General features: G+C 55.8%; 10 protein-coding genes and 1 pseudogene. 8 read left to right on the top strand and 3 right to left on the bottom strand.

The annotated features are described in order from the left end of the window. Positions 1-129: 129 nt before the first annotated feature. The 4 genes and pseudogenes from AC5EFR_RS04655 (at position 130) to AC5EFR_RS04640 (ending at position 4,154) form a co-directional block, all read left to right on the top strand. Positions 130-1,245: an ATP-binding protein gene (locus AC5EFR_RS04655; RefSeq protein ID WP_493574791.1), complete on the top strand. Its 1,116-nt coding sequence runs from the start codon at positions 130-132 to the stop codon at positions 1,243-1,245. Beyond that, complete coding sequence (locus AC5EFR_RS04650; RefSeq protein WP_493574790.1) at positions 1,245-2,198, top strand: O-methyltransferase; 954 nt, start codon at positions 1,245-1,247, stop codon at positions 2,196-2,198. Before AC5EFR_RS04655 ends, AC5EFR_RS04650 begins: the two co-directional genes overlap by 1 nt. Before the next feature lie 228 nt (positions 2,199-2,426). After that, positions 2,427-2,609: pseudogene (locus AC5EFR_RS04645) on the top strand (DUF6538 domain-containing protein); the annotation flags it as partial. Positions 2,610-2,621: 12 nt separating this feature from the next. Further along, positions 2,622-4,154: a site-specific integrase gene (locus tag AC5EFR_RS04640; RefSeq protein ID WP_493574793.1), complete on the top strand. Its 1,533-nt coding sequence runs from the start codon at positions 2,622-2,624 to the stop codon at positions 4,152-4,154. A 6-nt stretch (positions 4,155-4,160) separates the two neighbouring features. Here AC5EFR_RS04640 and AC5EFR_RS04635 read toward each other — a convergent pair whose 3' ends face one another. The 3 genes from AC5EFR_RS04635 to AC5EFR_RS04625 form a co-directional block, all read right to left on the bottom strand. Next, positions 4,161-5,468, bottom strand: coding sequence for a reverse transcriptase domain-containing protein (locus tag AC5EFR_RS04635; protein WP_493574789.1), 1,308 nt, complete (start codon positions 5,466-5,468; stop codon positions 4,161-4,163). After that, positions 5,461-5,691, bottom strand: a complete 231-nt coding sequence (locus tag AC5EFR_RS04630; protein ID WP_493574788.1) for a helix-turn-helix domain-containing protein — start codon at positions 5,689-5,691, stop codon at positions 5,461-5,463. The genes AC5EFR_RS04635 and AC5EFR_RS04630 overlap by 8 nt, the downstream gene beginning before the upstream one ends. Before the next feature lie 279 nt (positions 5,692-5,970). After that, positions 5,971-7,152, bottom strand: coding sequence for a hypothetical protein (locus tag AC5EFR_RS04625; protein WP_493574787.1), 1,182 nt, complete (start codon positions 7,150-7,152; stop codon positions 5,971-5,973). A gap of 628 nt (positions 7,153-7,780) precedes the next feature. On the opposite strand from AC5EFR_RS04625, the gene AC5EFR_RS04620 reads away from it, so the two are divergent. The 4 genes from AC5EFR_RS04620 (at position 7,781) to AC5EFR_RS04605 (ending at position 13,953) form a co-directional block, all read left to right on the top strand. Beyond that, on the top strand, positions 7,781-8,881 hold the full coding sequence (locus AC5EFR_RS04620; protein WP_493574786.1) for a hypothetical protein: 1,101 nt from the start codon (positions 7,781-7,783) through the stop codon (positions 8,879-8,881). Further along, complete coding sequence (locus tag AC5EFR_RS04615; protein ID WP_493574785.1) at positions 8,878-9,846, top strand: site-specific integrase; 969 nt, start codon at positions 8,878-8,880, stop codon at positions 9,844-9,846. The genes AC5EFR_RS04620 and AC5EFR_RS04615 overlap by 4 nt, the downstream gene beginning before the upstream one ends. Before the next feature lie 221 nt (positions 9,847-10,067). Further along, positions 10,068-12,656 (top strand): TerB N-terminal domain-containing protein, encoded by a 2,589-nt coding sequence (locus tag AC5EFR_RS04610; protein WP_493574784.1) that lies wholly within the window; start codon positions 10,068-10,070, stop codon positions 12,654-12,656. Next, positions 12,643-13,953 (top strand): ATP-binding protein, encoded by a 1,311-nt coding sequence (locus AC5EFR_RS04605; protein WP_493574783.1) that lies wholly within the window; start codon positions 12,643-12,645, stop codon positions 13,951-13,953. Before AC5EFR_RS04610 ends, AC5EFR_RS04605 begins: the two co-directional genes overlap by 14 nt. Position 13,954: the final 1 nt, after the last annotated feature.

Below are 13,954 nucleotides of genomic sequence, written 5' to 3'. Positions count from 1 at the left end.
AAACTCTCTCTTAGTTTAGGCCGCCATTGGTTCCAAAAACTCTGACGACGGACACTCGAAACCGCTGATGGATATGTCAAAGCCCTCAACGACAAATCGCTCTTACCTTCGGCCGATATCCGTCTAAATTTGTCTCCGGAAAAAATCGAAGTCATCGACACAGCACCTGGAATTTCATCGGAAACCGCGCAAAAACATGTGTTCAAGTTTGGGCGATCTGAAGATGAAGAAAACGATTCAGATCGCTTGTCGGTTTATGGCCTTGGATTGAAGCGAGCAATCTTCAAGTTGGGCAATAAGGTTCACATAGTATCAGACCATGTCGAAGGCGGATTTGAGTTACTGTTGGATGTTGCCGACTGGGCTAAGGATCCACGAGTGCCTTGGAAATTCGACCTCACTAAAAGAGACCCCGCTCCCGAGAAGGACTGCGGCACAAGCATATCTGTCACTGAGTTGTACTCGGAGACGGTCAAACGTATAACCGATGGCCTTTTTCTTAAGCAACTTCAGGAAAGTATTTCACGCACATATTCGTTCTTTCTGTCAAAGTTCGTCAATATTTTCGTAGGCAACGAAGCAGTACTTCCTGCAAATTTGCAGTCCGGGAAGAACATCGAACAAGACCGGCTCGTGAAGGGCGATGTATCGTGTGCCATCGCTGCTGGGTTGGGGGTTCCTGAAGCCGGCCGCTTCAAGGAGGCTGGTGCAGGTTGGCATGTTTTTTGTAACGGCAGGGCAGTAATTCACGCCGATAAGTCTTCTTTGACAGGTTGGAACAACAACGGATTGCCCACCTTTCAACCTAAGCATCGCCCATTCTTAGGTACAGTGTTCTTCGTTTCAAAGCATGCCGAGCAGCTTCCATGGGACACGACGAAGTCGCGTATCAATGAAGATAGCGAAATCTGGCAGGAGGCAAAACGGCTTATGGTTTCTGTTGGGCGGCCAGTAACGTCGTTCTTGGATAGTCGATACTCAGAGGATGGTACATCGATCGACATGAAGGAGCTGTCTGAGGTGTCGCAGGGAAAAGTGTCGGCCATCACGGTTTCTACGAGCAAAAAAACGACATTTGAAGTTCCTAAGCGCCCACCTAAAACAACCACCAGAATACAATTTGATGCCAAAATTGATGATGTTCAGGCCATTACCGACTACTTGATGAAGCCGAGCATGTCGGGCTCGGAAGTTGGCCGCCATACGTTCAACTTCTTTCTGAAAAATGAAGTTGGTGAAGATTGATGGTTCAGTCGTCAGCAAAATTTGTCTCATACGATCTGAGGCCCTCGAAGCAGTGTGAACGGAAGTTGATGTTAGAGTGCTTTCGCGCGGCTACGGAATGTGGGTTCAAGATTCCCGACTATCGCTACGTAGGCATGGGGGCGAACCGGTTCTATGACTATATGTTGTTACACAAGTACTTTGGAATGACCAATATGATCAGCCTTGAGCATGACAAGGTGATGTTCAAACGCGCGAGTTTCAATAAGCCCTATGGCTTTATTAAGGTAAAAAACGAGAATGCGACCAGCTTTATTGCGGCTGACCAATATGAGAAAGATACACTCTATTGGCTCGACTACGATGGTGGAGTTGGACCTCACATAACAAGGGACATTCAAGCAATCGCTCCCAGGATAAAACTAGATAGTTTCTTGTTCGTCACTGTTGCGGCAGAACCGACAAAAGTTCTTGAGAGAAAGAGCTCATTGGAGCGGTTGGCGATATTGCAAGATAGTCTAGGTGACCTGGCGCTTACCGTCCAACGGACGGACCTAGAGAATGCCAATTTTCACCAAGCGGTTCAAAAAATCCTGATCGCAGCATTTCAGAATGCCTTCGCGGCTCGGTCGGATGGCGTTTTTAGCTCGTTCTTCAGGGTCCAGTATGCGGACGGAATGAAAATGTTAACTGTAGGTGGTGTAATGTCTGAAAGTGACAAATGCCAAGCACTGGTTGAAACACTCAAGAGCAGGGTGCCAGTTTTGGATTTGTCGCCGGACGAATGTTACAAGATTCGGAAGTTCGACATCACAGAGAAAGAGCGAGGGCTTTTCGATCTTGCAGTCACTGCTGGGCGCACCAACGCACGCGAGATCAATAGTCTAAAGAAGATGGGCTTTTCCGATACTGACATTCAAAAATATGGGGAGATCGTCAGGTATCACCCTCGATATATCGAGGCCATGTTGTGACGGGCATCCGCCCTGGCTAGCAAGTGCGCGCGCCCTGTGTGGTGCTTTATGTGGTATGCTAAGTGGGATGTAAATTTTTATTACATTAAAACAATCTGTTATGGATTTTGTTGGTAAGACTTCGTCTCCGCCATTTCACGGCTAACCTGCTGATATAAAACGATACTGATTTTCGGGAAGGCCGAAATCCGCGCCCTGGTACAGTCAACTGGTACAGTGAGGGCAAGGATGGCCACGATACCAAGGCTGGTTACACGCGGGCGAACCTTCTATTTTCGCGCCTCGGTTCCGCAGAATTTTTGGGATGTGGCGGGCCGAAAAGAGGTTAAGATTTCGTTAAGGACTGCTGAGCGATCATTGGCTCTCATGCGATGCCGCGCGATCAGCAATCATGTTGATCTCGTGGTGACGGAGGCGCGGAGGATGGCTCAGGGTCAGGATACAGCAATAGATCAGGCGATCCGCGACTATTTCCGCGAGGCGCTGGACTGGGGGCAGGAGTTTGCCGACATCTTCGCGCCCGAAGCTGAGGTGGATGTCGAGGATTGCATCGCCACCCTTGAGACCCGGCTCGCCCTCCTTCGTCGGCGTCTTGCGGTCAGGGACTTCCCCAGCGACGTGCAGAGCGACGCAACCACTCTTGTGGGGGCAATCCCCCCGGATACCCTATCAAGCCGTTTTCAGGCGCTCCAGCGCGCCCAGACGGGCCTGCTCAGAGCCAAGATCGAGGCGGACCGCCTACTGTTGGCGAAGCTCCACGGTGATTACGCCCAGACGCAGATTGCTGATCCGTTGTTTGAAGGCGTTGAGCCTTCGTCAGATGGCACAATCCCGGCGGCGGTGCAGGTTATTCCAACAGTCCAAGCCCCTTCAATTCCTGTCGCCCCGCCCTTGCGCGAGCTGGCCAAGAAATACGAAGGCGTGCTCGCCGCGCAGAAAATCAAGGACAAGACCCTTGGCGACCTAAGGCTGTCCTTCGATCTCGCCCGTGCCGTGATCGACTTCGACAAGCCCGCATCCCTGCTCGATACGAATGACATGAAATCGCTGCGCGATCTGATCGGCCAGATACCCGCCCACTATCAAAAAAAGCCCGAAACCCGCGACCTGGACCCGGTTGCGGCGGTGGAAGCAGGCAAGCTGCTGCCCAAAATGGGCTATGAGACCCAGAAAAAGCGGTTCGATTTTTTCAAGCGGTTCGTCGCATGGATGGTGGCCGAAGAATACCTGCCGAAGGTGCCGGGGGCCGACATCAAGCTGCTGGTGAAGAAACCGCCCAAGGGCAAGCCCAAACGGCTCCCCTACAGCCCTGAGCAGCTGCATCAGATATTCCAGACCCCGATCTACACCGGACGGAGCAGCGTTGCCCGATCCGGCGTGAAGGGTAATTTGCTGATGAAAGACGGGCGGTATTGGGTGCCTGTGATCGCGCTGTTCGCAGGGATGCGGGCTGGCGAGATCATCCAGCTTCTGAAATCAGACATCCGTTCCGAAGATGGGATCGCGTACTTTGACATTTCGAAATGGGAGGACGAGCCAGAGGACGAGGTCAAGAATCTCAAGACCGGGTCCAGCTATCGCCGGGTGCCGATCCACTCCGCCATTTTGAACCTTGGGTTTCTCGACTTTGTGGAAAATCGACCTGACGGTCGCCTGTTCCCAGATTTGAAACTCGGCAGCGATGGGACTTACAGCCAACCCTGGTCCAAGTTCTGGTATAATCTCGGGAACAAATGGAAGTTTCGAACCCCTCTGCATGTATTCCACAGCTTTCGGCACAATTTCGTGGACGCCCTGCATGACGCCAACGTGACGGACGCCATCGCTATGCAGCTCTGTGGCCATTCTGATGACGCCGCGCATTGGGGCTACGGCAAAGGGGCTTCCATAGCGCGGCTGAAAGAGGAGATTGAGAAAGTTTGCTATCCAGTGTCGATTCCTGGAGCGGACTGGTGAACGCCGTTAGGCGAACCACTTGTAATAGTAGAATTTTCGGTTCTGTCGTTTCAGTGGCTCTGCCGCCGCCGGGAGGTCAGAGGGGCATAACCCGTGCGCCTTCAAGTCCGCGTGGACGCCTTCTTCGATCGCCAATAGGTGTTGCCAGCCTTCGGTTTCAGGGTGACATGTCGCGAACGCTGCCTTCCACCCTGAAATAACCGCGAATTTGTCTGCACAACTGTGCAAGAGCGCTGATTTGTCGATCTTTCCTGGCAATTTCGAAAACGCCGCATGTTTCTCGTCGATCTCATGCAACCGTTTGGCGAGCCGCATCGTGTTGCCCACACTTGGCTCCGCCCGCGCCTGGCCATTGCTGCGGAAAAGCCGGTGTCCTAGAAAATCCAGCCCCTCTGAGGCGTGTGCGACGGTTTTGACCGAAAGTTCGAATTGCCCGCCGGGGAGATTGCCAACCGCATCCGTCAAGGCCTCGATCCGGCTTGCCAATCCGGCCTTGGACTTGGCCAAGATCAGAAAGTCGTCCTCGTAGTTGAATAGATGCTCAAGGATCGCGACATCCAGCGCCAAATGTGATACGCACAGATGAGAGATTGCAGGCGATGACGCCGCTCCTCGTGGCAAGCCCCGGCGGGCTTCCTCGATGAGGTGTTGAGGGGATAACCCCTGTGGTGATGATGCACACTCCAGCATCATGTTCCGCCCGGTCAGGGCGGCTTCTACCACTGTTTGCGGCAGCGGTAAGAAGTCAGTGAGCCCCTCAATTGTGAATGAGGGGAAGAAGTCTTTGATATCTAGATGAGCGAGCCAGACTTCGCCCGCATCTATCTGGGCCAGAACCCGCTTGATCGCTTTTGGAACACCGTCATCAAAATGCTGGTAGCTGCGCTTGAAGGTGTGGGATTCGATCAAGTTTGCCAACATACGCTGTCCAACACGATGTCGGTCCCCGAAAGAGAAGATCGCTCGAAACCCACGTTTTGACGTCTTTTCTTTCGCGAAGACCGTAACGGGCTCGGCCATCGGCTCGAAAAGCGTCACGGTGTCTGCCAGAGCTTTCACGTCCTGATAGGTCCAAACGTCGATGTCTTTTCCTGCAATCAGGAGTTGGGCGATGGCCGTTCGTTTGGAACTGGGTGATGTCAGAAGCCAGTCTCGCGCCAAGGCGGCAGAATTCGCATCCCCCGCTACAATAGACTCTCTCAGCGTCACCATGTGCTGGTTGTATCGGACCCGATCCCTATGAATGGCGCGTTTGTATGCTTTTTCGTTGTGAAGTATTTCCAGCTGTCCGGGCGATTGATTGATGTCAAGCATCATGGCCCCCCAGTAGCTGCGCGAGTTCTTCCACGTCCTGTCGCCGGTACATCAGCTTCTTGCCGAACCGTTTGCGCGGGGGCATGTGGCCGTCCTTCTCCCAATATCGGACGGTCCGTAGCGACCTGTTCAAGATATTGGCCGCCTCCGTTACCGAGATGAATTCGGCTCGGTTGAGGGGCGAATGTGAAAGTTGTGCGAGGGCGCGATCAACGGCTGTCATGTCGATATCTCCAGATTGCCGCCGAAGATGTGGTAATCTGGCTTGTCGAGCAATCCTTTGCACAGTTGGGTGGTGTAGGATCTGCACCGGCCCTTCCCTCAGGAAACATGCGTATGCTCAGAAAAAGCGTTTTCGCGCAGAGGCTTGATAGGAAAACCTTCAAATCACCCAATTGCATTCTTATGGCAGATTGGGTTGCACTGCCCCGAAGCACAGCCGTTGCACAGTTATTCAGTCATTGTCAGCAGCGGCATGAGCAGTTGCCGCCTGGTAGTTGTCTTAATCTGAGCGAACGTGGTCGGCGAGACTCTTTACAGCAGCAACGAAACCGGCCGATCCTTGAACCAACTCCGCCACCTTTGGGCGTGTGCCTTTTAAGGTAAGCTTTTCTTTGCCGAGGATGCCCTCCCGCGCCCAGCCATATCGTGCCGACAGCTCGGCAAAGAAAATGTTCTCTGCGTCACGGTTCGGCAGCTTGGTTTCACTAGGCGTGCTAAACCAGACGTTGCCGTTGCGCTCTATGAAGCCGAGATGGGCGACATCTCCATTTGGCAGCGCCATCCTGATGAGCAGGGATTTCGAGAACTCAGGATATACGCCGTAGGTCTCGACCTTGCCCAGCATGTCGTTGATCTGCCTTGGCAGGTCCGCATCAATGCCGCGCATGGCGTCATAGAAAATATCGGACGAGATGGTTTTTGCCTCGGGCGATACCGAACGCGCTGACGACGAAGCGCGGGGCGCTGGGGCCGGTTCGAACGAGGCCGAAACGCTATCGCCCTCCAGCCTGATCACGCCGCGCTCTATTCGATAGGTCTTGGCCAGCGTACGGGGCACGACAAGCCAGCGTTCATCGTGAGCGTGGAAAAGGGCCAGCTCGACCAGCGCGAAGGTAAATCGGAAACCCGCGTGGGTCTGCAACTGTTCGACCAGTTTTTCCAGCTCACCGCGAATGCCATCCCCGGCCACGATGACCACGATCCGGCCAGTTTTCAGTCGGTTGATCAGTGCGTCGACGAATTCCGGTTCTTCCAGCGTCTCCGGGCCATCGGCGATCTCGAACATCGTGCGGCCATTCGCGCCATCGGCCTTCCTGACCGCAGCATCCAGCTCCTCATAGCTCATGGAGAACAAAGCTGACGCATAGTCCAATGCCTGGGCCAGAACTGCCCGCCGCATTTCAGGGTTCCGCCAGAGTTTGACCTCTACGATGACGACATCGCCATCAGGCGTCAGGAACAGGTTGTCGAGATACCCGCAGCGCAGCGGCAATTCCATGCAAGCCGGGATCAACTCGCCCAGCCCCGGTTCGATCTGATCCATTGGTAGAAGGGAGGGGTTCTTGAAAATCAGTTCTTGCAGCCAGCGCTCATCATAAAGCTCGTTCTGTGTCAGCGAAATCTGCTCAAGCTGGCTTGCGCCGTCCGCACTCACGATGACGGGTGTTCCAATGGCTTTCATCCTAACTCCGGGCAACGGCTGCGGTACGTCCCCGCAGGGTTGCTGACACTCTGAAATTCCCTGATCCGGGAGTTAGAACAACCGAAGCAAGCCCGGTCCCCACGGCCTTTAGGCGGGAGCCCTGGACATACGCCACAGGCTCCCGGACCTAAGAAGTCAGGGTCGTCGGCGCAGTTCAGGTCTGCACCAACCTCTTGCTTCGGGGTGTTCTAAGCCCCAAGCGGCACGTACCGCTCAGCTTGGCTTTTAGCGGATGGCTGGCACCCGGTCGAGTTGAAAGGGATGACGCGTCGTGTTCGCCGGTCAGAAAAATGTCCCAGAGACAGTTTTGAAGACATTCCAATATTCCGGGTTCAGCCAATGCTGGTTGGCTGGATGTGGGGTGGCAAAAGTGGAAATTCAGCGTGGTTTTCCGGGGGGACAAAACCAGCCAACCCGCAAGTCCAGATGTTGTGCCAATGTGGATACCTAGCGAAATTGCAATTAACTGCACGCGATATGGGGTGGTGTTTTTGGGGGGAAACCCGACCTGTTCCCCCGATTTCCCTTCCCCTGTCGGTGTTACAGGGTACGCTAAATGTGGGTGAGACGATCTCGCCCCCCTCCACAAAGCCAAGGAGGGCACGACGTGACAGACACATCCAAACTCACCAGATTTCAGACCATCGCCGCACAAGGGATTGCCGCAGTTGATCCGGGACCAAGGATCGCCCCGTTCACCAGCACCCAGTGGGTCGCTAGCTCGCTCTTGCAGAAAGCCATCCGCCGTGGCGATCTGTATGCGGCGCGTCAAGCCGGACGGTTTTTGCTGGAGGCCAAAAGGGAATACCTCTTGCGCCGCCTCAATATCATCGCCGCCGAAGACATCGGCATAGCGGATATCAAAACCGTGGCGATCACCGCCGCGTGTCTGGCCAGCGCAAAGGTGCGGCGTGATCTGGGCGGGGATGCGGTTGTCACAGAATACTTGATCCGGCGCATGGTGGATGCCCGCAAATCCCGCGCTGCCGATGATCTGCTCATGAGCCTCGAACGGCTGCCTGATCTGGCTGAGGACCGCACCCGCTTCGGCGCGATGTCAGATGACCGCCTGCGCCAGATTGTTCTGGGTTGCCCGTCGCTCGACCGCAAGGCCCTCGCGCTCTGGTATCTGGTCGGCACGGCACGTTGCCAGAGCGATCACCTGCCGACACGCAAAGGCAATCCGAACTTGGCCTTCGATACCCTGGCTGAATTGGGCGTCGCGCCCACGATGGTGCAGATCGCGCGGGCCAACTTCACCAAGACTTCGGCCATGCTGTCGCCGTTTGTCGCTCTGTTGTCCCTCGAAAACGGGGTGGTCGCAACCGGGGTTCAAGATGATCCAACCCCGGTTGAAACACGGATCAATGGGGTGCCGTCCTATGCCTTTGACATGTACACGCGGCCCGGTCGTGCGGCCCTTGGTCGGCTGCTCCTGCGAAATGCAGGCATGGCGTCATGGGCCGGGGCGTTCCTGCCACGAACGAACCGAGTGCAGGTTGCCGGGGAGCTGCTGTTTCGGGTCGAAGGTCAGTGCCTGCGCCGCCACGCGGTCGGGCCGCTGAGCGCCAGCCTGCGGGACAGGTGGCAGTGGGAATGCTCAGGTCTGCCGCGCGAAGCTCTCGAATTCGGGCTGGCCGCCCTCAAGGATGCGATGCCCGAGCTGAACGCGATCCGGGCCGAGGTTGTGCGGGAGGGCGTGGCATGAGCGATCTCATTCTAACCCTGCATAATCCTTTCTTATCCCGGTTCACAAAGGGCGGAGGAAGCACCGATCTGACGGCAGATGAAGCCGTTGAGCATTTCATTCGCGAAAGCCTGTCTGCAAACACGCGAAAAGCCTACCGGGCCGATCTGGCGCATTTCTCTGATTGGGGCGGGGTGCTACCTGCGTCTGCTGATCTGGTCGCCCGCTATCTGGCAGATCACGCCGACACACTGGCTCCGTCCAGCCTCGCGCGGCGCGTGGCCACCCTAAGCAAGCTCCACGAAGCAAACGGCTGGCCGAACCCGTGCCGCAGCGAGATCGTGCGGGCCACCATGCGGGGGATCAAACGAGTGAAAGGCACCGCTCAGGATCAGGCCCGCCCTCTGTTGCGCGAAGACTTGTTCATCCTGCTGGATGGGCTTGGGAATGATGCCCGTGGAAAACGTGACCGGGCGTTGTTGCTGATTGGCTGGGCAGGCGGTTTCCGGTCCTCGGAACTGGTGGGGCTTGATATGGCTGACATCGAAGAGGTCCGCGAAGGTCTGGTCCTGCACCTTCGCCGTTCCAAGACCGACCAAACAGGCCAAGGACGCAAGATCGGCATTCCCCTTGGTCGCACCCGCCATTGCCCCGTGACCGCACTGTCAGCTTGGCTGGGTGTCCTGAACAAGGACGAAGGCCCAATCTTCCGCCCAGTTGACCGCCACGGCAATGTGCGGCCCAACCGCCTACGCTCCGACGCCGTGTCCACCATCCTGCGCGACCGTCTCGCTGGGGCGGGGATCGACCCCGAAGGCTACAGCGGCCACAGCCTCCGCGCTGGCCTCGCCACCAGCGCCATTAAGGCCGGGGTGCCGAGCTTCAAAGTGCGAGCACAGACAGGCCATGCCTCGGACCTGATGCTGTCACGCTACGTGCGTGATGCCGGGTTGTTCGACGGGAATGCAGCAGGGGCGTTGTTGTGAGATTTAGGTTGATAACCTGACGCTGATCGTCATGAATCTTCAGAGAGGTTGGGGACCGCCCACGCAACAGCCTTGCTATGCGCACGAAATTTGTCCGGGATTTGTAGGAACTTTTTATGTTGAGTAACACAAGACGCCTTCGAAGAAATGCCGGACAACCCAGGCGATAGCTGTTGCAAACCATCCCATGCGTCGTAGGGTCATCAAAAAGGCGGTGTTAGATGTCGACGATAGTAAAATTTTTCAGAATAGTTTTCTTTCTCGTTTTATATTTCATGCTTTGCATGATTGCTGTCACGACCATTCTTCAAAGCTGGCCGGATGGCGCTCAAATATTGTTTTCGTTCGGGGTTCCAATTGCGCTGGTTTGGTGGGGCGAGAAAAGAAGGGCAAATAGGCTGGCTAAACTAGAAGGTGAATTTTCTCAACCAGACACCGAACTGAAACGAGGATCACCGAAGCCAAAAAAGAGGTCCGCGCCCCGTGACCGACCAGACCTAAATGAGCAGATCGAGAGACGAGAACAAGCATTGAGGCAACGCAATCGGGATGCCATGCTTTCTGGGTCCTCTCGTATCCTAAATAAAGTGGAGAATGAAACTAACCCACAATATCAGCCGCCCAAACAGGACTATGCAGCCATTGTAGAGGCAAGTAGGGCGTCGTCATCGGAACTCTCACAGATAGCCGACCGGAAAGAACACGAGAGAGCAAGGCCGGTTAAAGCCACGCGACGTACCGGATGGGTGCCGTCATCGGAATCAGTTGATGTCGGCGGAAGAAATATTGGCGGAATGGTCTATGTCGGCACACCGCCGCGCTTGAACGACTACGGTTATCGGGACAAGTGCCGGGCCTACATTGACCCCTCACTGTCTGTCGCCCGTGATGGCACCGACAAGGTAGGCAACTACATGCCCTATTGGCCCGGCTATTCGGAAATCCCCTCGCAGTGTCGGGCGACCTATTTGGATTGGCTGGCAGGTGGACGTTCCGATCCATCATACGATCAGGGCTACATGTTTCTCTATTTCTATGGATTGGAGCGCCGTTTCGTTCTGGACCAACCCTCAGAATCTGAAAAGCAGGAGATTTTGCAGGAAGTCCGGCGTTTGATGAAACTCTACCCGGATAACGGATCGGTGCAGAGGTATCTGGGGGAGTTCATTCAGCTTGCGCAAATCTCGTTGAATGATGAGGCGGTTTATGAGCCGGTTTTCGATTATCGTGGTTGGGATCTACCGCTGTCGCTCAAAGTCGCCATCGGGGCGCGTGTGGGACGCGGCGACTTGCTTTCGGCGGATTGGGTTCTGAGCTGGTTGATGTGCCATCCTGAACGCCGCCTGCGCACCCCGGCAACTCGCTGTGCCGAAGAGTTTCGCGCACTTTTCAGGCTGCGCTTCGACGAACGTTTTCCTGAAGGTCTAAAAGTAAGCAAGCCGCGCAAGATGCTTAAGCCCACCTATCAGGCCGCATCAAGCGAGTTTCAGGGGCAGCTAGAACCGATGGTGAATGGGGCCACGGTGCCAGACATCTCTGGCCTGAGGAAGCCTGTCGAGATCGCACAGGAGATCGCAGATGAGGCGATGGACGATCTCGACAAGCTCAGCCGCTATCTGGGCCGCAATCCCGATGGACGGGGCAGCGTAGAGGCACAAGCCCTATTGCCTCAGGAGTTGTGGGAGCTGTTTCCCAGTGAAGAACTGGAAAGCCTCAAGGCTTGGGCTGCGGATCGTGTTGGCAGTGGCGGCTTGATCCCTGTTTTGGACGTTGTTGAACGCCTCGAAGGTTCGCGGCCAGAGAAACTGAACAAACGAATCCTCACAGGCGTGGCGGATGCGCTGGCACGGATCGGGTATGGTTTTGCCCCGGACCCCCGTTTCGCTCTGCGCTCACCAAAGCTGGATGAGCCTGTCGTGCTGTTTGAGCTGGGCGAAGCTGTCGGCCAATTGGAGGACGTGTCCGACGAGTACCGTGCTGCGCTGATCGAGGCTGCGCTAGGATCGTTTGTTGCTCATGCAGACGGGCAGATCACTGAGAGCGAAAGAAAATCGCTACTGGCAAAGGCCACGGACGTGGATGGGTTGAGTGGGCAGGAATGCCGTCGTCTTGCTGCGAATGTGGAATGGATGCTGGCAGTTGCACCGGACTTGACCTTGCTCCGGCGCAAGCTCAAGGACACCGGGCCAGAGGCCATGGCGGGAGTCAGGTCGGCATTGATTGCAGCAGCCCATGCGGATGGTGTGATCCAATCCGAGGAGGTTGCAGGGATTGAGAAGGTTTACAAGGCGTTGGGGCTGGACCCGGCTTTGGTGTATTCTGACCTTCATACCGGGGATGTCAGTGACGGCCCCGTACGTGTTCGCGCCGCTCAGCCCGGTGTTGCGGGAGAGACCATTCCTGATGACGCCCCATCTGGGCCGCCAAAGCTGGATGCTGCTCGGATCGCTGCCATCCAATCCGACACTGCGCGTGTCTCTTCGGTGTTGGGGAATATTTTCGACGACACACCGGAAGTGTCGGAGGTGGCCGAGCCAGATGAAACGGTTCTTGGTGGCTTGAATGCCAAGCATTCGCATTTGGTGAAAGCCCTGATCGCACAGGATCATTGGACGGAAGAGGCGTTCGAGGAATTATGCCGTGATGCGGGGCTTCTGGCCTCCGGTGCCATCGAGGACATCAATGAATGGGCCTATGAAACCTATGATGAGACCCTGCTGGATGAATATGATGGTTACGACGTTTCGCCCGATCTGGCCGCGCAATTGAAAAAGAAATTTGAAGAGGAGATGCCCCATGTCGAGGCTTAAACCCCGTGAACGCGATGCAATTGTTCAGGCCCTGCGGGCGGGTGTCGTGCCCAAGCTGGGGCTGCGGCATATCCAAGTCGGACGGGTGCGCGAGATCGAGGAATTGGTCAAGGACATGGATCGCCTTGCTGATGGTGGGTCTGCGATCCGTTTCATCATTGGCGAGTATGGCTCGGGCAAGACATTCTTTATGAACCTGATCCGCCTTGTTGCGCTGGAAAAAGGGCTGGTGGTGATGTTCGCTGACCTTGCCCCGGATCGCCGCATTCACGCGACCGGCGGGCAGGCCCGAGGGCTTTACGCCGAAATGGCGCGGAACCTTTCGACCCGAACCAAGCCTGATAGCGGGGCATTGGCAAGTGTTGTGGAGCGATTTGTATCAACCGCCCATCGAGAGGCAGAAGCCCGCGATCTCCCTACCGGCAATGTGATCCGTGAGAAGCTGGCCCATTTCGAGGAAATGACCGGCGGGTTCGAGTTTGCGGAGGTTATCCGTCGCTATTGGGAGGGGCATGAAAACGGGGATGAAGAGTTGAAATCCTCGGCCCTGCGCTGGTTGCGAGGTGAGTTTGCCACCCGTACTGACGCCCGCAAAGCGCTTGGGGTGCGCACGATCATCAATGACGCCAGTGTTTATGACCATCTCAAGCTGATGTCTGCCTTTGTGGTAGAGGCCGGGTATAAAGGGCTGCTTGTGGGCATGGATGAGATGGTGAACCTCTACAAACTGACCTCATCGCAGGCCCGCAATGCCAATTACGAGCAAATCCTGCGCATCTTGAACGATGTTCTGCAAGGCAGTGCCGAGAATCTTGGCTTCCTGATGGGCGGAACGCCCGAGTTTCTGATGAACACGCGCCGGGGACTTTACAGTTATGAGGCGCTGCAATCACGACTGGCGGAAAACACGTTTGCCCGAGAGGGCCTTGTGGACCTCTCCGGCCCGGTCATTCGACTGGCTAGCCTGACCCCCGAAGATCTGTTCGTTCTGCTGGCAAACGTGCGCCGGGTAATGCAGGGAGAAGAGGCGGCTTTACCGGATTCCGCGCTGGAAGCCTTCATGTCTCATTGTTCTGAGCGGATAGGCGAAGCGTATTTTCGTACTCCGCGCAACACCGTGACAGCTTTCGTCAACCTGCTTGCGGTGCTTGAGCAAAACCCCGGTGTAGAATGGTCGGACCTGATTGATGATCTGGATGTGGCTGACGATCAGGGCGACGATATGAGCGATATTGACGAGGCAACCGGGTCGCAGCCAGACGAGGGCGATGACGATTTGGTCAGTTTCAAGCTTTGAT

The organism is Pelagimonas sp. (assembly GCF_058892305.1).
The sequence above is the reverse complement of the archived record's forward strand: the minus strand, read 5'-3'. Positions and strand labels throughout refer to the sequence as shown.